Here is a 20,458-nt window from a genome sequence, read left to right on the forward strand (position 1 = left end):
CCATGGCCGCACCCAGCCACGTATTCACCATCGCCCGCGCTGCCGAGATGCTCGGCGAGAGCGTCGATCTGCTCGACCAGATCGCGGACCAATTGGAACCAGAGGACGGCTGCCTCTGGATCTACGACATCGAGGACCGGGAAACGCTCGGCTTCACCATGCGGGGCATCGAAAGCCTCAAGGAGCTCATCGCCGACCAGAGGCGGTGATCGCTCCCCCACCGTCGGCACCCGCGGCCTTCCCCGGATGGGTACGGACAGCTTGTCGGGCGTTGGGCTGAGACGAGGAAGAGGTCGCCTGAGGTCGGGGAGGCGCGCACGTCCTCCACCAACGAACGGGTAGCCTAATCATTGATGTTCCCGGCATCAGGCGCCGACGTGATGCTGTTGGACGACTGCCCGAACACGGCCATGCGCGCCTCGAAGGCAGCCATGTCCGCACCCGCCACTCGACGCACCAGGCGATCCACCGACGCGGAGCTGAGCGCCTCGACCAGCTGATCTCGGCCGTTGGCCGCAAACGCGATTGTCTTATCTGCCAGCGGCGGATGCCGGAAGGTGATGGCATGGCAGGGCTCGGAAAGTCCCGTGCTGTCCCTCTCGATTTCTGCGAAGGCAACCCGTGCGCCAATCACGGCGCCGCGCTGTGTCTCTTCGGACTTGGTCGGGAGGTCGGTGCTGTCGTCGGGCATGATCACTGCTCGTTGTCTCGCGGGCAATCTATAGCCACCGAGCCATCGGTACGACAGGCGGCTGTTCCGAAGGCCGGGTGCTCAGCTCACCGGTTGGACCCATTCCTTTCTGAGATGGCGGCCGCTTGCCCTCAGGATCCAAGGATTCCCAGCACTCCCGCCCCCCGCTTCCCGGCGTCCTCCTCGCGCATGACGACGGTGACCGGCTGCAGGACTTGACCGGCCGGTTGCCGCAGCACCGCCTGGCCAGTCACGCGGACGATGCCGCCGACGCGCTCGTACGCGAACTCGAACGCGCCGTCCGCGCCGCGCGCCAGCTCCAGCATCCACGACCCGTTGGGGCCCCACACCACCGGCGCCTGTCCTTCCGGCCGCGCCAGCGGGGCAGGGGTGTGTCCTCTGAACGTCGATTCCTTCTCGGGCATGCGCTTTCCTTCTGCATCGCGCCACGCTTCCTTGCGGCCATCGGCTTGGCCTTCGGACGCGCGGCGGCGAAGGTGGCGCCGAGGCGATCGCCGGTCCAATCACAGGAACGGCGCCGTGCTGCCGCACGGCCGCGGACAGGTGCCGCGGGCACGCGACGCCGTTGGTCTCCTGGGTCAATCCTTCGGCGGCCCCAGCATCCGCGAACCGTCGCCGCCTGCACCATCAGCGGCTGTGCCTCCGGGCGCACCAGCCGGGCCAAACCATGCCAAGGAATAACGATGACGCCGTGGAACACCACGGTTAACGACGCCTCGGCATCTGGCGTGGAGTTCCACGGTAAACCGCAGCCTCATCTGGCTGTAGGGCGCCCCCCCGCGCTCTTGGGATAAACCGATCGAAGTCGATACGTTCCGGGCGCGGTCCGCAGTGAAGTTCCGCGCGATCCGTAGGGGACGACGGCCATAAGCGTCCGATTTTGTTGAAGGAATTAGCCCCGAATCTTGAATAGATTCTAGGTGAAGCGAAATCACCCGCCTGCGCTGCTGGATCGGCTGGTGGGCACGGTTACCCGGTTGGTGACGGAACGTGCCGGTCCGGGGGCATGGGTTACCTACCGCGTCTCCAGTTGGGGACGCTCGCGTCCGGACGCGCCACCACCGCCAACGCTCATCCACGTCAACAATTGGCTTCTGCTGGCGCCGCAGCCTCGAGCTTGCCGCACGCCGGGCGCAGGCGCCCATGGCGCCGTTCTAGGTCGCCAGGAAAGCACGCTGGTCAGTCGCAGCAGCGCGAACTTCTTCCAACCATGAAGTTACCCGCCCCAGGTCTCCTATGCCCAAAAGGCGGATAACAGCCGTGACTGGATCGCAATGACCTTTCGTAACGCGGTCGTGTCATGATACAACCTGTGCATGTCAGAGGCGGCTAGCATTGCTTCATCCGGTTGTCCGGAAATCGAATTTCGTTTGATTGGTGGCCACCTGAGGGCCTCCTGCAGGGTTGCGGCCCCTCCCAGCGTGCGAAGTGACGTTCCTGGGGAGGCGGACCTCGATCTGGCTCACGTCGTCTCCATCTTGGACTCGGTCTCTGGAGGGGTGAGGCAGCTCGAGACCGAGCTTCCCAAGCACCTGGCTGCACGCGACGCTGCCTTCCGCCGGGTGGCTCGCGCCTCGACGTTCCCCTTGAACGCCTTCATCGGATGGCGCCTGCCAGCCCTGAGGTCCAGACTGGCGGCGGCCGAAAGGAAGCTTGAGGAGGCGGTTGCCCGCAGGAACGGCAGCTGGACGTCACTCCATTTCGCCTTCCGGCCATCGACGCTCGAGGCTTTCCGCAACCTGGCCCTGGCCTTCCGCGCCTTGGGCACGACCCGCGCCATCTGGGTCACAACGAGCACGGCGGAGGGTACCGTCGCCGTTCCTGTGCTCGGCGCGGTGTTGCAGAGGCAGGCCGTGAAGCCCGCTCCGGCACTGCCGCCACACGTTGAATCGGATTGGCCAGGGCTGGCGTTCAGGCATTCCGGCGGCGGGCTCGAGCTCTACCCTGGCTTCGCGATGGTCAGTGCGAAGGCGGACACGAAGGCGGTGAGCCTGCTCGATGTCCGGCTGGATACGACTTCGACGGTCGTGGCCGAGAACATCGATCCTCCGGCCGACGCCACTTTGGTCACCCGGGTCTGGGAGAAGGCGAACAAGGATGGCAGCCCCGACCGGCGGTACGCCAACAACCGGAGCATCGCGATCGTACGATACGGCCTCGTCCGCTTCTCGGCGCCGGGGATAGCGGCGACCAGCTACCTCGTCAGCAATCCCGAGCTGGCCCATCGCTTCGCCACAGCGTTCACCGAACTCCAGAGGTGCATAGCAGCGGAGGAAAGCTCACTGGCCAGCGTGCCGCCAGCACCTCGTGGCGAGCCACGTGTTGCACCTTTCACGCGAGCACCGGCGTCAGTGCCCCCGCCGCCGTCTGTTGGGAGGGCGCACGAGTATACCGTCGGCGCGCTCGTGGCGGGTGCCATCAGCGTCTGGCTGCTCATCATGGGGCAGCTGGGCGGCGAACTGCAGGCCACCGCGTCGGGTTCGGGTGCGCCGTTCACCCAGGCGTCTGCACCACCCCAGACTGCCGTGGCGCCGACCGGGCGAGTTGAGGTGAACGCCTCCCCAACCACACCCTCGACGACCCTCCCTGAACCGACGTCCACGTCAGTGGATACGGTAGCTGCAAATCCTCCGCCCAAGGAAGCGACCGCACCGGAGCGGGAGCGGATCGTCGTACGGGCTGGCGGCGCGAACATTCGCTCGGCGCCGAACGGGTCGGCCGACGTCCTGCGGACCACATCAGGAGGCACCCGCCTCAACGTGTTCGGCCGGTCAGGCGGATGGGTGCGGGTGGGTGAAGCGGACGCATGGGGGTGGGTCCACTCCAGCTTGCTGGAGGGCGGCAACTGAACGGCCCCCACGCCCTGGCAGCATTCCAGCAACTCCGGGGCTACCCCTGTCCCCCTGACCGGCGATCAGCATCGCCCGCCCTCATGACACTCGATTCCCGCTTTCCCCAGTCCCTGGCCAGCCGGACCTCTTCAGCGCGATGCCTTCCATTCTAACCCTTCAGCTTGCGGGCGGCTTGGCGGCCGCGGGCGCGGTTTGGCTGCTCACGCGACGGGCTCTGCGGTCCCGCGACGCCGAGCGCACCGAGGCGGAACGCCAGTCCTCGGCACCCCTCCTGTTGAGCGAGCAGGAACTTGTGGCTGACAACGAACTGCGCTCGCGCCGTGCCTTCGAGGCGGTTATGGCGTATCCGGTTGTAGGCGCCGAGCAAGGCGGTCCTATTGCACCTCAGAAAGTAGAGCCTCCGCAGGGTTCTGCGGTTCAGGCCTTGCCAGCAGGGCAGAAAACCCGCGAGGAGATCCTGACGCGGGTGCTCGTGACACTTACCGATCCGGTGCCCGGGAACGGCGGTGGCCAGGGAGAGGCAACGGCGCCGCCTTCGCCCGCGAGCAGGCGAACTGCTCATGAGATCGTCGCCCAGGTGCTTGCGTCTCGACGGCAGCAGGCCGTCGAGACGGCTGGGTTAAACGGTGGGAGCGCGGATCAGCCTCGGGTGGCGTCCCAGCCAACGCTAGAGATGCCCCACCAGGCACTCGGCAATCTAGCTGGCCAGCAGAAGGGATCGGCCGCGCCCGCGGCTGGTACTAGCAATCCGCCACCGCCATCCGGCTCGCCGACCGAGCTGTCTGCCTTCTTCGTCCAGGAGGTCCGCGATGCTGGGCACGGGCAGGCGCCAAGCCCGGCCATCGTGCCTCCGGCCGTGAAGTCGCCTGGGCTGCCACCGAGTGGCGCACGGGATGATCGGGGCATGATCGCCTTCAGGCTTAGTCCGGGTGCACCGCTTCCTCAACCTCCAGTGCCCACCCCGCCGTCTCGCCGGGATGAAGTGCAGGGGCGCGCGCGGGCTGCAGCATCCGCGACGCCCGGATTGGCGAGATGGATTCCGCCGGGCACCGAAGTCCGACTGGGAGGGACCCGGGTCACAGGCGGCATGATCTACGTGGGCGAGAACCTGCCGAGCCCAAATGGGTGGGGGACGGACCGCTGCCTCATCAACCCGACCTTACGCGTGGCCCGGGCGGCCGCAGCAGACGACATCACGAACGTCAACTACTGGCCAGAATACGGCGGCCTGTCGCCCGCCCGGCGCCGCGCCTACATCGATTGGCTGGCGGGAGGCCGTTCGGATCCGCAGGTCGACATTGGGCTGGTCTTCCTCTTCTTCTACGGCCTCGAGCGCAGGTTGTTTTTTGACCGAGAAGTCGCTGAGGCGGACCTGCTGGCTACTGAGGTGGAGCGTCTGCTGGGCATCTACGGCGCCCACAACTCTTTCCAAGGCTACGGCAGCACTTTCCTGGCGGCCGCCGCGCTCGTCACTGGAAGGGCCATCCCGGCTGCGAAACCTGCTCCGGTGGTCAACTGGTCTGAGGACTTGCCCTTGTCGACGCGCCTGCACCTCGGGGCTGTGTTGGCTGAGGGACGGAGCCTTGGGGCCGACGACGCGCTGCTCTGGGTTCTCGGCACCCCCGAAACACGGCTCAGGACGCCGGGCCAGCGCTGCTTTGAGGAAGCCCGTAGTCTCTTCGCCCATCAGTTCGCTTTCAGGCACCCCAAAGGCCTGCCGGTGAGTGCGCCGCAGCGACGCATGTCGGTGAGCTATCGGGCGGCTAGCGGCTTTTCGGTCAGCATTCCTGGTCCGCACGAGAACCTTCCCGACATTTCTGCGATCGATGCGCCGCTTCGCGGGCTGCGGGATATGCTCGAAGCGATTCAGACGGAGCTCGATGCTTACAGCCGCCTGTTGGGCCGAAGGCCGGAGGCGCGGGGGACGCTGGAGGCCGCGATGCTTCTGCCGTCTGCGTTACGCGAGGAAGCCTTGGCCGAAGCGGGGGCAGTCGCAAGGCTGACGGTGAAATCCTTGCTGGGTGAATCCTTGATGGCGCCTGTGGCACCAGGTCGGTTGCTTGAAGCGCTTGGCGTGCCGCTGGAGCGGGGCGCCAGCCGCCTACCGGTGAGCGTCGCCAGCCAACTCTTTCAACGGCTCGACGCGCTCGGATTCGGCATTGAACCGGACCGGCGATATGGTGGCGAGGCGATCACGATGACGGCGGACGTTATGCTGTTCGAGGCTGCCGGTGGCGCGGCCGTCGATCCGGAACGGCCTGCCTTTCACCTCGCCAAGGCCGCCATGGAGGTGGCCGCCCTGGCGGCGTCGGCCGACGGCGACGTGTCTGATCTCGAGTTCCAGGCGCTGCTCCGGGAAGCCAGGACGATGCCGGACCTGGCACCGGCAGAGTCGGTGCGGTTAGAAGCCTTCGTCTGGCGCCTGCGGGAGCGGAGCAAAGGCGGGGGTGCCCTGAAAAAGGTGGCCGATCTGCCTCCGGAAGCCCGCCAGGCCATCGCACGCGCTGCCGTCTCAGCCGTCTTGGCGGACGGACAGGCATCCCGCGCCGAGGTCGCATTTCTCGAGAAACTGCACAGGACTTTGGGCCTACCGCCAGAGTCCGTGCATTCGGCTCTCCATCAGGGGGTCAGCGCCGACTTTCGGGCGCCGCGTCCCGTCGCACTCGCCCAGCCGGGCGGAGTTGCCGGGCAATCTGGGATCGCGCTGGACGCGGAGCGAATGGCACGCATCCGTCAGGAGACGAGCCAAGTCGCATCGTTGTTGTCGAGCATCTTCGACGAGGAGGCCGAAGCTGTAACCGAGGAGGCACCTGCTGCCTCGAAACCGGCAAGCGCGATGGCGGAGCTGTTCGCAGGTTTGGACGCCGCGCATGGCACGCTCCTGGATGCTGTCGCCGCCGCAGGTTCCCTGCCGATGACCGCCTTCGAAGCCCTGGCAAAAAGCGGTAGGCTCTTCCCTGAGGGCGCAATTGATACCATCAACGACTGGGCGTTCGAGCACTTCGAGGAGCCAATCCTGGAAAACGAAGACGACATCGTCGCGGTCGCCGAGCACCTCCGTTCCGAACTCACTGCCGTCCGAGAGACACCATGAGCGCACCGACCAAGATCCGCCCGCGTGATCGCGACACCATTATCCAGGCACTGCAGGCAGGCGTCGTTCCCCGCGTCGGGCTGCAGCACGTCCAGGTTGGACGGGTAGGGGAGCTCCAGGCCCTCGTGCGCGACATCGGGCGGATCGCCGACGGCGGTTCTGCCATCCGCTTCGTCATCGGGGAGTATGGTGCCGGTAAGAGTTTCTTCCTTAGCTTGGTGCGGCTGGTGGCGCTGGAGAAGCGTCTGCTGACCGTCCACGCCGACCTCGGGCCCGACCGACGGCTGCAGGCGTCCAATGGCCAGGCCCGGACACTCTACGGCGAGGCGGTGCGGAACATGGCGACCCGCACCAAGCCCGACGGCGGCGCGCTGGCGAGCGTACTGGAACGCTTCGTGGCTGATGTAGTGAAGGCGGCTGGCGAGCGGGGCGTTGCCGTGAAGCGGGCCCTCGAGGAGCGTCTGGTCCATCTTCAGGAGGGCGGCGGCGGCTACGACTTTGCGACCGTGGTAGAAGCCTACTGGCGCGGCAGCGAGGAGGGCAGCGAGGAGCTGAAGGCGAACGCCCTTCGCTGGCTGCGTGGGGAGTTCTCCACCAAGACCGAGGCGCGTCAGGCACTCGGCGTACGCAACATCATCAACGACCAGGACCTTTACGAGGGGTTGAAGCTGATGGCGGCGTTGGCGAAGCTTGCGGGCTACGCCGGTCTGCTCGTGGTCTTCGACGAGATGGTCAACCTGTACAAGCTCCAGAGCAAGCAGGCCCGCGAGCAGAACTACGAGCAGATCCTCGCCATCCTGAACGACGTCCTCCAGGGAAACACCACCGGCATCGGCTTCGTCATGGGCGGCACGCCGGAATTCCTCACCGACACTCGCCGCGGCCTATACAGCTACGCTGCCCTGCAGTCCCGGCTTTCCGAGAACAGCTTCGCGCGCGAAGGCCTGGTGGATCTCTCCGGCCCGGTGCTGCGACTGCAGAGCCTGACGCCCGAGGAACTGATGGTGCTGCTCGGCAACGTCAGGAACGTCTTCGCCGGTGGCGACCCCGCGCGGCACCTGGTGCCGGACGAGGCGCTGAACACCTTCATGGCCCACTGCAACGAGCGGGTTGGCGAGGCCTACTTCCGGACCCCGCGCAACACCATCAAGGCGTTCTGCCAGCTGCTGTCCATCATTGAGCAGAACCCTGGGGCCGACTGGCGCACCCTCCTCGGCGACGTGCAGGTCTCGCCGGAGGTGCCGGACGACGACGCCGAGATCCCGGAGCCCGAGGTGGCCGCTGCCGGACCCAAAGAAGCGCCTGTTGTCGCCGTGGCTGGCCCGCGTGACGATGAACTCACCGCCTTCAAGCTCTGATCTCGCAGGCGCCTACGACCTCCTCCACCCTGAGGTCAGGCGCTGGGTCCGCGACCAGGGCTGGGCGGGGCTGCGTGAGATCCAGGCCCATGCCATCCTAGAGATCCGGCGGGGCGCGGGCGATATCCTTGTCGCCGCCTCGACGGCGGCCGGAAAGACCGAGGCCGCCTTCCTCCCCGTGCTGTCCGAAGTGGCAGGCGAGCCGGTCAGCGGCTTATCGGTCCTTTATGTCGCCCCCCTGAAAGCGTTGATCAACGACCAGTTCGGCCGCCTGGAGGATCTTTGTGAACGGCTCGGATTGTCGGTGGTTCGCTGGCACGGCGACGCGCCAGCGGCGGCAAAGAGCAGCCTGGTAAAGCGGCCGCGCGGGCTGGCGCTCATCACGCCGGAATCAATCGAGGCCCTCTTCAGCCGACGCCCCGCCGCCGCCAAGGCGCTGTTCGGTAACATACGCTTCATCGTCATCGACGAGCTGCATGCCTTCCTCGCCGGACCGCGCGGCGTTCACCTCGCATCGCTGCTGCGGCGGATCGACGCTCTGGCGACCCAGCCAGCCCGCCGCATCGGGCTCTCCGCGACCCTGGGTGACCTCGACGCCGCCTCAGCCTGGCTGCGACCGGCGGCGCCACATGGCGTCCGGCTGGTGCGGTCGCCGCCCGGTGGCAGCAACCTGCAGCTCCAGGTGCGCGGCTACGTGGAGCCTCTCCGGCCGCAGGCGACGGAAGGCGAGGGGGACTTGGCACTCCGGACCGTGGCGGACCATCTGATGGGGACGCTGCGCGGTTCGAATTCCTTGGTGTTCGGCGGCTCTCGCCGCCGCGTTGAGATGGTAGCCGACCTGCTGCGCGGCCTTTGCGAGCGCGACAACGTCCCCAACGAGTTCTTCCCGCACCACGGCAACCTGTCCAAGGAAGTGCGCGAGGATTTGGAGCGCCGCCTCAAGGATGGGCGGCTGCCGACTACGGCCGTCTGCACCTCGACCCTGGAGCTCGGCATCGACATCGGCTCGGTCGCCTCCGTGGCGCAGATCGGGGCGCCACGCTCCCTGTCCTCGCTCCGGCAGCGCCTGGGGCGATCGGGGCGCCGAGCGGACGCGCCAGCGGTCCTGCGCCTTTACGTCATCGAGGACGAGCTTAGGCCCGATGCAAGCCTGTTGGACCAGATCCGTCAGGAGGCCATCCGCGCGGTGGCCGCAATCCGCCTCCTCGGGCAAGGATTCGTAGAAGCGCCGGGCAGCGTTGACGGACTGGGATCGGCGCTGCTGCACCAGACGTTATCCGTCATCTGCGAGCGCGGCGGTGCGCGCGCCGAGACCATCTACCGCCTGCTCTGTGGCCCAGGGCCGTTCGCGTCGGTGAAGCCGCCGCTGTTCATGGATCTGCTGCGGAGCATGGGCGGCCCGGCTGCCAAGCTCATCGAGCAGGCGCCGGACGGGGTGCTGATGCTGGGCGAGGCGGGGGAGCGGCTGGCGGGCTCACGCGACTTCTTCGCCATGTTCGCCAGCAGCGACGAATGGCGCGTGGTTACCGGCGGGCGCTCGCTCGGCTCCATCCCAATCAGCAGCCCCGTCATGGTGGGCAATCTCATCGTCTTCGCCGGGCGCCGGTGGATCGTGCGCGAGGTCGACGAGCCCACCCGCATCATCACGGTTGACCCGCACAAGGGCGGCACGCCGCCTACATTCGAGGACAGCACGCCTGAGCCAGTGGACGACCGCCTCGCGGCCGAGATGCTCGCCGTCTATATGGCTGACGACCAGCCGGGATGGATTGACGTGACCTTGGCCCGCCTGCTCGACGAGGGCAGGAAGTCCTTCCGGCGCATGGGACTTGAGGCCCGGCGAGCCTTCCGGGTGGGCGATGACGTCCACCTCTTCACCTGGCGTGGCACCCGGTCGAACGGGCTGCTCGCCATCCTGCTGGGCGCCGTGGGTTTCACCTGCTGGGCCCACGACTTCGGTGTGGCCGTGTCTCGACCAGACCTGCACCGGCTTGCCGCCAAGCTGGCCGAACTCCAGATTTCGGGCGTACCGGACCTTCATGCGATCTCGGCCGATGTGGCTGCAATCTCGACAGGAAAATTCGATGGCCTGATCGCGCCGCCGGTACTGCGTGGCTTCTGGATGCTGGGCGTACAAGGGGCGGCTGGTGACATCCAGGCCACCGTGGCGCCGCTCCAGCAGATCACCGAAGAAGGGGATGACGGCAGCCCTGTCGATGGCGCTCCGCTAGGTTCGGCTGGTCGTCCCGAGCCGCCCAGCTCTGATGTGCAGCCTTGACCTTCCTCCTGGATTCCTGAAAAGGCCGCGTGGCCAGACGGCGAGGCCGCTTCCGGCAGACTGGGTGGGGTCGTGGCGCAGCGCGTGTCGACCAGACAGACCTCTGCGCCATATAGGCGCACTGCAGGCGCCGTCCGGTGTTTACGTAGGCAAACCAGCAATGACTCAGGCCAGCAACCTCTCCCTACCGCCGGACGCAGCCAGCCGAGCCTGCGTACCCGAGGTGCTGGTGTTGGGGCGAGACGACGGCGGAGTTCCGGGTTGTAGCGTGGCTTTCTCTCGGGACCTAAAAGGTACTCCGGTGTAAGCGTTCACCGCGGCTACGGCAACACTGACCTGGCGGGCATCATCTGTAGGCAGGCATCAGGTTCCGGGGGCGAGTTCACTGATCCGGGTGATCGGGTGAACAGGGATGCTGTCGAGAAGCTCGCGCAGGTCGGCCTGAGGGTTCCAGCCGTTGAGATCCGCCGTTACTACCAGGGTTTGGATAGCCGCGGCCCGCCTGCCGCCTTCCATCCAACCGCTCAACAGGTCCGAAGGTCAGCCGGATGCGCCGCAAAGCAGTCGAATAGACCGCTTACGGATCTGGACATGGCCGGTGCTCTTTGCAGCCGTAAAGCCAGCCCGAGGCGCTGGAGGAGCGAGGCTACGATATCCCTGAGGCTCAGGACGGCGCCTCTGGGTTAGGCGTTCTGAAGTCGGACGCCCACATCGACCTGGTGATCTCGGACATCGGCATGCTCGGCAACATGGACGGCCGCTAAATGTTTGAGGCCGCCCGCGCTCCAAGGAGCGACCTCAAGGCCCTTCTCGTCAAAGGCTTCACCGCCGATGCGATCGTCCCCTGCAAGGCAGCGACGGTGATATCCAGCTGATGCTCAAGACCTTCACCTTGGCGGCTCTGGTCGACCGGGTAGATGGACTGTTAAAAGTAGCGCTGGGGCCCTCAGGGATGCCTCCCACCCAACGTGTGAAATGTCCGGGCTGCTTTACCGAAACGGTTTGCGGTAAGTTGTTCGATGTAGAACGTGGAGGAAGAAAGTGCACAATACTCCGAGAGCCCGGCTCAAAGAAAGTATAGAAAAGTGAATAGGGTGCTGTTGGTTGAAGATGAGTGCCTGGTCCGGGAAATAGTCAAGGAAATACTGGAGATTAATGGCTTCGAGATCTTTGCAGCAGATAGCGGCGACGAGGCCATTCGGCTCCTGGATGCCCTGGACCACGTGGACATTGTCGTGACCGATGTTCGGATGCCGGGACGCAACGACGGCGTCGACGTGGCGCACCACGCTCGGGCTCTCTTCCCGAGAGTGCCAATCATCGTCGCCATGGGGTTCGCCGACAACATACGCGACCGTTTGAAGCCGTTCAGTCCCGCCGCGGTCCTGCTGGAAAAACCTTACCGGCTAGACCGCCTTACGGCGTTTGCCCGGCAACTGTGCGAACCGAACAAGGGAGGGCAGGTGTAGCGGCTGCCTTCGACAGCCGAAGAATCGGCAACTCATGGAATTTTGCCGAACCTTTGTTCCGCGACGACGGGCCTTGCCTTAACGTTCTCACGCCGGTGGCGGAGGCGAAGTCTTCAAAGGTTTGTCCAATGCGGCAGCGTGCGGAAAGGGAAGAAGGAAGGACGTTACAGTCAGCGCAACCCCGTTTCGGCCCTAATACTTACCAGGAGTGCAGAGCGCCATTGGCAGTCTTCACAACCCTCCCGGGTCTCGATGCCTCTCCGGCGCCATTGATGCCATGCCGATGCTGGCGGTGACCAAGTTCCACGTTTGGCTCGTGCCATGAGGAAAACCTCGTGTTTCTAGGCTCTCGCGAAACTTGTTTGCCATCTCCGATACCGTCCGAGGAGACGTTTGGACGGCGTAGCGTCATTTTCTCACCTCCAGACTTGTGGCCATGTCACCAGCACACCTAACCACTGATCTCACCACCTAGACGAGTACTCAGCCAGCAAGCATTCATTTCCCTGCTGGCGCCCATAGTTGACGTTGTACTGCTCAAAGCGGTCGTGATCGAACAAGAGGGGGCTGTGTGTCTAGCCGCCTAGGTCCGTTTTCTGGTACATCAGAATGCGGCTAGGCGGTTGCGGTCAGACGCGCTGCTGCTGCCATGTCATGAGCAGCCGCTGCTGCTGGATGTGGTTCGCTGGCCCGACCCGAAGTCGGGTGTCGCTGGGCAGACGCAGCCTCTAGCACTGCTGCCGGTGCTTAGGGTGTTTATCGCGTCCCCGGGATCATCTCTCGTCAATCAGTTCCTTAATGCGGCTGGCCAAGCTTTCCAAAGTGAAAGGCTTCGTCAGTACGTGTATGCCTGGCGCCAAATGCCCATCACCTACTACGGCATTCTCCGCATAGCCGGTGATGAACAGCACCTTGAGATTCGGGCGGCCTATTCGGGCAACATCCGCCATTTGGCGTCCGTTCATCCCGCCGGGCAGCCCGACATCGCTGACAAGAAGATCGATCCGTGCGTCGGACTGCAAGAGCTTGAGACCTGCGGCTCCGTCGGAAGCTTCGAGCGCGGCGTAGCCGAGATCCTCCAGCACCTCGGTCACCAGCATGCGCACGGTGGGTTCGTCATCCACTACCAGGACGGTCTCACCGACCTCCGCACGAGGCACCTGGGTCAGCTCGGGGGCCGCCTCCGGTGTCTCGGCCACGCCGAGGTGTCGGGGCAGGTACATGCACACCATGGTGCCCTTGCCGACTTCCGAATAGATGCGGGTCTGCCCGCCCGACTGCCGAGTAAAGCCATAGATCATAGACAGACCGAGACCCGTTCCCTGGCCCAGCGGCTTGGTAGTGAAGAACGGGTCGAATGCCTTCGAGACAACCTCGGGGGTCATGCCCGTGCCTGTATCCGAAACGCACAGCGAGATGTACTGGCCAGGTGGGATGTCGCGCAAACGCCCAGAACGGCCGTCGAGCCAGCGGTTTGCTGTCTCGATTGTCAGCCGCCCGCCGTCCGGCATGGCATCGCGCGCGTTGATGCACAGGTTGAGGAGTGCGTTTTCCAGCTGGTTCGGGTCGACGAGGGTTGGCCAAAGCCCCGCCGCTCCCACCACCTCAACGGTGATGCCGGGACCCACAGAGCGTCGGATCAGCTCTTCAATCCCATTGACTAGGCGGTTCGCATCGGTAGGCCGCGGATCCAGTGTCTGACGGCGAGAGAAGGCTAGCAGCCGGTGGGTCAGCGCCGAAGCCCGTCCAGCGGCACCATGGGCGGCAGCGATGTAGCGATCCAGGTCCTTGAGGCGCCCCTGCGCTATGCGGGTGCTCAGCAACTCTAGATTGCCTGTCACACCGGTCAGCAGGTTGTTGAAGTCGTGGGCAATCCCGCCGGTCAGCTGGCCCATCGCCTCCATTTTTTGAGACTGCCGAAGTTGCTCCTCGGCATGCATCAGCTCGGCCGTGCGCTCGGTGACACGTTGCTCGAGCGTTTCCGTCAGCGCGCGAAGCTCCAGGATTGCCCGGTCGCGTTCCGCCTCGACAGCGCGCCGCTCCTCCACGTCGATCAGCACACCAGGAAAGCTCTGGGGCGTCCCGTCCGGCGCGTGTTCGACCCGGCCGTTCGCCTCGATCCAGTAGTAGTTTCCATCGGCACGCCGCACCCGGTACTGGTGCGCGTACGCCCCACCCCGAGCAATCACCTCCTTGATGGCTGCAGCCAGCCCCGCCTTGTCCTCCGGATGGACGGTTGCGACCACCTGCTCGAGGCTTAGGCCCACCCGTCCGAGGGCCGGATCCAGGCCGAAGGCGCGGGCGAAGCCTTCGTCCACTATGAAACGGTCGGTGGGTAGATCCCAGTGCCAAGTGCCGACGATGGCGCCAGCAGCCAGCGCGAGCTGGATGCGCTCGCCATGCCGCTTTAATGCGGCCTCGGTCTCCCTGGCCTCGCTCACATCTCGTGTCGTGCCAGCGACCGCTTCGACCTCTCCGGCCTCACCGATGACCGGCACAAGGATGTAGTCGTAGATGCGAAGCCCAAAGGCGCCGTCGAATGGCACCTCACCACGCACCGGCTGTTTAGTGGCGATGACCTGCTCGATCTCGCGGTCATGCATGGCTGCATGCCATTCAGGGTACCCGAGCTCCAGGCAATTCCGGCCTATGGCTTCGTCCCAAGTCCTGCCCCACATCTGGAGCAAGACCTCGTTGGCATAGACGAAGCGGTGATCAAGGCCCCAGACGTAAGCTAGATCCGGTGTGTTCGTAAGGATGGCCTCGTAGAGACGGCGCTGACGCTCTGCCTCGAGATGACTCCTAGCAAGCGCCGCCTCCGCCCGCTTTCGCTCGCTGATGTCGAGCATGGCGCCGATCATGCGCACGGCTTGTCCGTCCGGCGTCCGAATGACTGATCCCCGGTCCAGCACCTCGGCGTATGTGCCGTCGGCGCGGCGGAAGCGGTATTCCCCGTCCCACGCCGTCCCTGCGCCCTCGATGGCCGCATGGATACTGCGGTCGATGCGGTCACGATCATCGGGGTGGATCTGAGCGATCCACCATTCACCAGTTGGTTCCACTTGGCTGGGCAGCCAACCGTAAGCTTCTTCCAACGCCTCGTTCCAAAGCACGCTGTTGTCTTTGAAGCTCCAATCCCAAATCGCATCCCGCGTAGCCTGCTGCGCCAGGCGGAGGCGCTCGTTCATGACCTCCAGCGCTTGACCTGCAAGGTGCTGCTCCGTCCGGTCGCGAAGCACCTTGAGGTAGCCTATATGATCACCCCTCTCGTCGCGCAGGGGCATCATCTCGCCCGACGCCCAGAACTGGGAGCCGTCCTTACGCAGCTGCCAGCGTTCGTCCGCGGCCCGGCCCGCACGGCGAGCCAAGTCCATTTCGGCTCCAACAACGCCGGAGGCGCAGTCCTCCGGCGTAAAGAACAGTTTGGCGGGCTTGCCAAGCATCTCGGCTTCAGCCCAGCCCATAGTGTTCACAGCACCGGCGTTCCAACCTGTGACTATACCTTGCAAATCGAGGCTAATAATGGCGAAGTCGGTTGCGCTATCCAAAATTTGCCGCCGATGCGCCTCGGAGCGGGCTTGGTTGGCGCGAAGGCGTGCCTTCCGCGCTAGGCTCCGGCGGAAATTGAGTTGTCCCATAGCTTGCTGGGCGAGGGTCCGCAGCATGAAGCTCTGCCGTTCGGTCAGTCCTTGCGGCCGCGGCTTGGTATCGAGCACACACAGCATCCCTAGCGGCAGGCCCTCAGGCGTCCGGAGGAGTTCCGCCGCGTAGAACCGCATTCCAGGTCCATTGGTGACCAGCGGGTTGCCGTCGAAGCGGGAGTCATCTGCGAGGTCTGAGACGACCAGTTCTCCGGTTTGCAGCATGAGCTGGGCATCAAGGGTATCGCCGAGCTGCAGTTCCCGCACGCCCAGGCCAACCTCAGCCTTGAACCACTGGCGATCCCTGGCAACCAGGCAAACCGCAGCGACCGGCGCCTCAAGGAGGTCAGCGGTTAAACGTACAAGGTTGTCGAACTCTTCCTCTGGTGAGGTGTCGAGGATGGCGTATTCGTCCAGAGCCTCCAGCCGTTCCGCCTCGGTCCAACCAAGAATCCGCTTTGCACTATTCATGAAAGTCAATTCCTAGGCGCAGTGCACGACGTCGCCGACCACTCTTCTTGCAGGCCGACGTTGTGACCCGCATGTCTACGTCCGCTGCCGCCACCACGCTCATCGGCGAATGGTGATGATGAGCGAATTGCAGCGCGACACCCCGATGGGTTTCGGAAGGAAACTGCGCTGACTGGAGGGCTTCGACTCGCATGGCTAACAGATACCATGCCAGCGAAGCTCCTGACATTGTCTCTGGATACCATTCGCTTCGAGAACGACAAATTGGCTGTCGGACATTAACCTAGAGTTGGTGTCATCGCGGCCCACTGCGCCAGGCACTGCTTTTGACAGCCGGTTGGGGCGATCTCCTCGAGAGTGACGGCTGGGCAGATCTTACCAGCGCCAGAGATCTTCTCAGATCTGGTTATGATAGGCGGCTACGAAGTTTCGGGTGCCTGCGAGTAGGCACGATCTCGTTGCTGATGGGTCCGGCCCCCACTGAAGCTTGGCGTCGCGTTGGGCGAGATCAAAGCGAGGAACTGCTGGTCTCGATGTGGAGTGCTTCCCGTCAAACCGGACAGGCGGCTGGTTGGGGCGGTTGGCTGGCGATGAACTCACGGGGTGAGAGCATGCGCAAGCCGGAGTTGGGTGGTGTTGTAATTCTCGAACCAAGCAGGCAGCTGCTTGAGGAGGGTGAGGGCGTCAGGCCTTGGGTTTACCCGGGAGTAGTCGCGCTGGCGGGTCTTAACAAACGCCTCGCAGACGCTGTCGCTCTCCGGTCTGCGGGGTGGGGTAAAGCAAGCGGCGAGGTTCAGCGCGGTTGCGAAGTCGACCGTGTCCTTGGCCGTGTCGTGCGAGCCGTTGTCGGCGAGCCACTGGACGGGAAGGGGGGGGGCACGGACATCGCCGAACCGGCTCTCAACGCATGCCAGCATCATGTCGCGGATCATCTCGCCACTGATGCCTCCGCCCGCCGTGGCAACCCAGGCCATGACCTCGCGGTCGGGGGTGTCGATGGTGAACGCAACATGGACCACCTCTTCGCTCCAGCAGGGGATGGCCAAGCCAACGGACGCCCAACGCTGGTTCGACGCGGGCGCGGCGACAGCCTTCCAGCGGATATCGTTCTGGCCGATACATCTTACGATTCCCGCGCAACGTCATTGTCGAGAAGGCTGCTCTCGCCGCAATCTCGAACAATCCGTCGCGGGATCGCAAGCACAGCTTGGACAAGCATCTCTACGCCCAGCGCCATCTCGTCGAATGCTGTTCTCAAAGCTCAAGCGGTTCAGGCACATCGTCACCCGCTGCGACAAGACGGCGAGGAACTATTTCGCTGTGACCACCATCGCCGCAACCATTATATGGCTACAATGAACGTTCACAGCTCTTAGGCCTTCTTCTCTTGCGACATTGAGGCTATGGCTCGAAGCTGAGCCAAGCTGATGCGCCGTATTTCGGCTTGGCAGCCAAGATCATCTTCATGGGTTCGTGGCAACGCTTCTGCATGGACACGGGGAAAAACAGTGTGTCAAAAGTCAACGATCCGGACCTTCTGGGCCTCACCGCCCTAATCCTTAAATCCTATTGCAATCGCAATGAATTGGCGCCGCAACGGGTATCCGGCTTTATCGAGTGTGTATACCTTAGTCTCGCTCGCGGCGCGAAGCGGCCTCAACAATCTTCCGACTCGCAGACAAACCTCCGGACCTCACCCGACCTTGAGAACTGTTTAGTAAACGAAATCGGGGTTGGCCTGCAGCGAAACTGGCGAAATTTCCTGGATGTTCAGAAAATAAGCAAACCACTTTGAGAGTTTTGATTCAATAGAAATTCCCGATAGGCGAAATGAACGAATATTGAACACTATTATTTGCCAAGAGAAGACATGATATTCTTCGCTTTTTTCCTGTTCGCAAATCTTCGGGGCTCAGGACTTCGCGAGTGGCGGCATCCTTCGTCAAGCTAATACCGACGCGTGAGAGGGGCTGCGCGCGCAAGCTGTGCCGCGGCTTCCTGATGGCTCAGCGTCTTGACGCCGTCCCGCGCACGCCTGCGCTGGAGCTCGTGCCGGGTCAGATCGAAAGCCCGTCCTGGTAGGCTCGAAGGTCGGCGCTCCGGCAGCCATCGGAAGAAGTTTTCGGCCGTCAGGATGGTTTTCATGCGCTGGCGCATTCCCGCGGTGCATCCAAACTGAATCTGTGCTTTTGTCCCACATCCGATAAAGGAGCGTTCCAGTCCGCCCCCCCCCCCAAGGCCGCCTCGGCTTGCTCGGCCCCGGTGCACCAGCCCGGGGCCGCCTGGCACAAGGCGCTTCGGAGATTGGCATCTGCTGCTCGTGCGATATTGCCGATCACGTTGCGTTCTCCGAAGTGATGGCGCGAGGGAGCAGGCCGATCCATGGACCGACTTTCTACGAACAGGTGAATTAGGAGTGATCATGGAAGGCCGAGCTTAAGGTCGTGACGACGAGGGCTCCAATGCCAGGCATGGTCTTCAGGCGTCGAAATCCAGGATCATCCTTGGCCAGTATGCGGACCACATGGTAACTTCTCCCCTCCCTATAGGACGGGCATCTGGTCTCGAGCCTTGGTTCCATGGTCCGACGCCATGCTCTTCGCAGAGGACTACGCAGGCTGACCCCGAACCAGGATCCTTTGGGGTATGCTCCACCGCGCGGCCGCGCTGAGGATGACGTTGGCCGCGCTCAGGTCGGTGGCCGGTGAACCTGCGCGCCGTGCAGCGGAACACGTCCTGGCTGTATCGCGACGCGGTATCTCGGTGCCCGCACGGCAAGCAGGTCTGGCTCGTGCTGTGCGGCAGCATACGGGGGCAACTCTAAGCCGTACCAGAGCGTCTTGTAGGCCAGCATGCGCTCGGCCATGCCCTCGCCCACCGAGAGGATGGCCGGGTTCAGCCCAGCCTTCCGCGCGACGTTCTGGCCTGGTTTCCCGGCGCTGCCGCGCGCCGACACGGTCATGCCGCGCATCTTCAGATTGTCCAACACGTCAGCCGATAGTCTTTCGCCAGCCGTCTGGTCGCCTTAAGCAGCGCGGCGCTCCTCCTTGCCTCCTTCGACTTGTGGCGACCGAGCGCGCGAGCCGCCTTGCGGCGGTTCGCGCTACCCCGCTTTGTGCACGACGGCGCCTTGTGCAGGTGCTGCCCGCGCAGCCAGTCACAGTCGAGCCGGACGGTGACCGAACGCAGCTCGCCCAGGAGCGGGCGGCGCATTCGCACCTCCAGCTGACCGGCGTCACCCTTGCGCTTGCCCATCATGGGCAGGCGCAAGAGCATCCACTTCCCGCCCGCGCTGACCTCGTGGTTAAGCTGCTTCGGGTCGGAGAAGCGGAGGCGGCCGCATGCTGCCTGCCGGTCGACCAAAGATGCCTGGAGGTAGTGGTGCGGCACGTCCTTGAGGAACGGAACCTCCTCCTTGAGGGCAGCGACCTCGGCCGGTTGCCCTTTGTATCAGAAAGGGCGGCCCTACCGGCCGAACATCTCGCGTTGCAGGCGCGGAACGTTGAAAACCAGGCGCGTCCTCCCCCCCCCGGCAATCTGCCGCACGAAGGCCAGCTGGCCCTCGTCAGTGTAGGCGCTAAAGCGAAATCCTACCTCGCGCTCATTTCTACACCAGCCTGATTCGAAATCCGTATTACTTCGGCAAGCGAACGGCAGTCGAGTTTAATCATGAGATGAGCTCGATATGCTTCAACTGTTCGAGTGCTGATACCGAGCTCACCCGCGATCATCTTGTTCGCTTTTCCAGAAACGAGGCCGACAAGAACCTGCTTTTCACGGGGCGTTAACGTCGCAATCAAGGCGGCGGAGCGAGCTGCTGCCGTTCCGGCATGGGCAGCCTCCGAAATCGCCGACAGCATGCGAAGAGGGGAGTACGGCTTTTCGATTACATCCAAAGCGCCTGCTCGTATAGCACGAACGGCCAGCGGGATATTGCCGTGGGCCGTAACGATGATCGCAGGTGTACGATCACCGCGGCCCCGAAGGGTCTCCAGCAAGGCGATGCCATCCTCTCCGCCAGCCAGCTGGGCGTCGATGAGCATGCAAATCGATGGTGCGGCGCATCCCGACAAGACTGGGCCACTCGATGCGAACCTCTGAACTTCGTAGCCCGCTGCCCTGAGTAGCGCAGAGGCGAATCCCTGGGGCGCTTGGTCATCATCAATGATCAGAATCAATCGCCCAGCATCCCTTTGTGAAAGGCGGCCTGGTGCATTCTTTGCTTTGAGCATTGTAGAGACTGACTGTTGCCTACTGCACCGTACAGAAGGGATGCATCGCTAAGAGATTTGTTCGATCTCGACAAGGTCAAGCCTGCGCTGCCGGGACATGGTATTATCCCTAAAGTAACATTCCCATCTACCTAGCCCTCTTGAAAACCAAGTGGCTCGAGTGATATCATCACGGACGCGTGAGCGGTAGATTGTTTAGAGAAGCACGATGACCCTGGATCTGCCGAGCGTCCAACCTGTTGGTTCTGTCAAACCTCGACCTCAGTCAGTTTGACGTTAATTCTCCGTTCCGGGTGGGGGGGGGGGGGGGGGGGGGGGGGGGGGGGGGGGGGGGGGGGGGGGGGGGGGGGG

At 64.0% G+C, this 20,458-nt stretch carries 14 protein-coding genes and 1 pseudogene; 7 read left to right on the plus strand and 8 right to left on the minus strand.

What is annotated here, in order from left to right; all coding sequences use genetic code 11:
* Window positions 1-2 precede the first annotated feature (2 nt).
* Window positions 3-209, plus strand: a complete 207-nt coding sequence (locus tag WFI16_RS23605; protein ID WP_419900306.1) for a hypothetical protein — start codon at window positions 3-5, stop codon at window positions 207-209.
* 134 nt (window positions 210-343) lie between these two features.
* On the opposite strand, the gene WFI16_RS23610 is transcribed toward WFI16_RS23605, so the two are convergent.
* On the minus strand, window positions 344-691 hold the full coding sequence (locus WFI16_RS23610; protein ID WP_419900307.1) for a hypothetical protein: 348 nt from the start codon (window positions 689-691) through the stop codon (window positions 344-346).
* 131 nt (window positions 692-822) lie between these two features.
* The gene (locus WFI16_RS23615; protein ID WP_419900308.1) at window positions 823-1,116 is read right to left on the minus strand and encodes a hypothetical protein; all 294 of its coding nucleotides are present in this window, start codon (window positions 1,114-1,116) and stop codon (window positions 823-825) included.
* Between the two features lie 1,095 nt (window positions 1,117-2,211).
* Here WFI16_RS23615 and WFI16_RS23620 point away from each other — a divergent pair.
* From WFI16_RS23620 to WFI16_RS23635, 4 genes are all read left to right on the plus strand, one after another.
* On the plus strand, window positions 2,212-3,561 hold the full coding sequence (locus WFI16_RS23620) for an SH3 domain-containing protein (RefSeq protein ID WP_419900309.1): 1,350 nt from the start codon (window positions 2,212-2,214) through the stop codon (window positions 3,559-3,561).
* Between the two features lie 907 nt (window positions 3,562-4,468).
* Window positions 4,469-6,658 carry a TerB N-terminal domain-containing protein gene (locus tag WFI16_RS23625; RefSeq protein ID WP_419900310.1) on the plus strand — a complete coding sequence of 730 codons (2,190 nt, stop codon included), beginning with the start codon at window positions 4,469-4,471 and terminating at the stop codon, window positions 6,656-6,658.
* Window positions 6,655-8,016 (plus strand): ATP-binding protein, encoded by a 1,362-nt coding sequence (locus tag WFI16_RS23630; protein ID WP_419900311.1) that lies wholly within the window; start codon window positions 6,655-6,657, stop codon window positions 8,014-8,016. Before WFI16_RS23625 ends, WFI16_RS23630 begins: the two co-directional genes overlap by 4 nt.
* Window positions 7,964-10,294, plus strand: a complete 2,331-nt coding sequence (locus WFI16_RS23635; RefSeq protein ID WP_419900312.1) for a DEAD/DEAH box helicase — start codon at window positions 7,964-7,966, stop codon at window positions 10,292-10,294. The genes WFI16_RS23630 and WFI16_RS23635 overlap by 53 nt, the downstream gene beginning before the upstream one ends.
* Window positions 10,295-10,657: 363 nt before the next feature.
* On the opposite strand, the gene WFI16_RS26980 is transcribed toward WFI16_RS23635, so the two are convergent.
* On the minus strand, window positions 10,658-10,810 hold the full coding sequence (locus WFI16_RS26980; RefSeq protein WP_442970730.1) for a transposase domain-containing protein: 153 nt from the start codon (window positions 10,808-10,810) through the stop codon (window positions 10,658-10,660).
* 578 nt (window positions 10,811-11,388) lie between these two features.
* Between WFI16_RS26980 and WFI16_RS23640 the strand changes: the two genes are divergently transcribed.
* Entirely contained in the window at window positions 11,389-11,763 is a 375-nt protein-coding gene (locus WFI16_RS23640; protein ID WP_419900313.1) for a response regulator, read from the plus strand.
* Between the two features lie 773 nt (window positions 11,764-12,536).
* Here the strand turns inward: WFI16_RS23640 and WFI16_RS23645 are convergent.
* Together WFI16_RS23645 and WFI16_RS23650 are read right to left on the minus strand one after the other, a co-directional pair.
* Entirely contained in the window at window positions 12,537-15,875 is a 3,339-nt protein-coding gene (locus WFI16_RS23645; protein ID WP_419900314.1) for a PAS domain S-box protein, read from the minus strand.
* Window positions 15,876-16,471: 596 nt separating this feature from the next.
* Complete coding sequence (locus tag WFI16_RS23650; protein ID WP_419900321.1) at window positions 16,472-17,005, minus strand: DDE-type integrase/transposase/recombinase; 534 nt, start codon at window positions 17,003-17,005, stop codon at window positions 16,472-16,474.
* Between WFI16_RS23650 and WFI16_RS23655 the strand changes: the two are divergent.
* Window positions 16,961-17,234 (plus strand): annotated as a pseudogene (locus tag WFI16_RS23655) (IS5/IS1182 family transposase); the annotation flags it as partial. The gene WFI16_RS23650 and the pseudogene WFI16_RS23655 sit on opposite strands and share 45 nt — an antisense overlap.
* A gap of 1,330 nt (window positions 17,235-18,564) precedes the next feature.
* Here WFI16_RS23655 and WFI16_RS23660 read toward each other — a convergent pair.
* The 3 genes from WFI16_RS23660 to WFI16_RS23670 form a co-directional block, all read right to left on the minus strand.
* Window positions 18,565-18,861 (minus strand): hypothetical protein, encoded by a 297-nt coding sequence (locus WFI16_RS23660; protein ID WP_419900315.1) that lies wholly within the window; start codon window positions 18,859-18,861, stop codon window positions 18,565-18,567.
* On the minus strand, window positions 18,849-19,151 hold the full coding sequence (locus tag WFI16_RS23665; RefSeq protein WP_419900316.1) for a hypothetical protein: 303 nt from the start codon (window positions 19,149-19,151) through the stop codon (window positions 18,849-18,851). The genes WFI16_RS23660 and WFI16_RS23665 overlap by 13 nt, the downstream gene beginning before the upstream one ends.
* 314 nt (window positions 19,152-19,465) lie before the next feature.
* Window positions 19,466-20,107, minus strand: coding sequence for a response regulator transcription factor (locus tag WFI16_RS23670; RefSeq protein WP_419900317.1), 642 nt, complete (start codon window positions 20,105-20,107; stop codon window positions 19,466-19,468).
* Window positions 20,108-20,458: the final 351 nt, after the last annotated feature.

Source organism: Roseomonas sp. USHLN139, from assembly GCF_037145735.1.
Taxonomy (GTDB): domain Bacteria; phylum Pseudomonadota; class Alphaproteobacteria; order Acetobacterales; family Acetobacteraceae; genus Pseudoroseomonas.

What these genes read in the sequence shown, in the direction of transcription:
- WFI16_RS23605 (WP_419900306.1), top strand. Translation starts at nt 3, where the DNA reads ATGGCCGCACCCAGCCACGTATTCACCATCGCCCGCGCTGCCGAGATG.
- WFI16_RS23610 (WP_419900307.1), bottom strand. Translation starts at nt 691, where the DNA reads ATGCCCGACGACAGCACCGACCTCCCGACCAAGTCCGAAGAGACACAG.
- WFI16_RS23615 (WP_419900308.1), bottom strand. Translation starts at nt 1,116, where the DNA reads ATGCCCGAGAAGGAATCGACGTTCAGAGGACACACCCCTGCCCCGCTG.
- WFI16_RS23625 (WP_419900310.1), top strand. Translation starts at nt 4,469, where the DNA reads ATGATCGCCTTCAGGCTTAGTCCGGGTGCACCGCTTCCTCAACCTCCA.
- WFI16_RS23630 (WP_419900311.1), top strand. Translation starts at nt 6,655, where the DNA reads ATGAGCGCACCGACCAAGATCCGCCCGCGTGATCGCGACACCATTATC.
- WFI16_RS26980 (WP_442970730.1), bottom strand. Translation starts at nt 10,810, where the DNA reads ATGGAAGGCGGCAGGCGGGCCGCGGCTATCCAAACCCTGGTAGTAACG.
- WFI16_RS23645 (WP_419900314.1), bottom strand. Translation starts at nt 15,875, where the DNA reads ATGAATAGTGCAAAGCGGATTCTTGGTTGGACCGAGGCGGAACGGCTG.
- WFI16_RS23665 (WP_419900316.1), bottom strand. Translation starts at nt 19,151, where the DNA reads ATGCTCTTGCGCCTGCCCATGATGGGCAAGCGCAAGGGTGACGCCGGT.
- WFI16_RS23670 (WP_419900317.1), bottom strand. Translation starts at nt 20,107, where the DNA reads ATGCTCAAAGCAAAGAATGCACCAGGCCGCCTTTCACAAAGGGATGCT.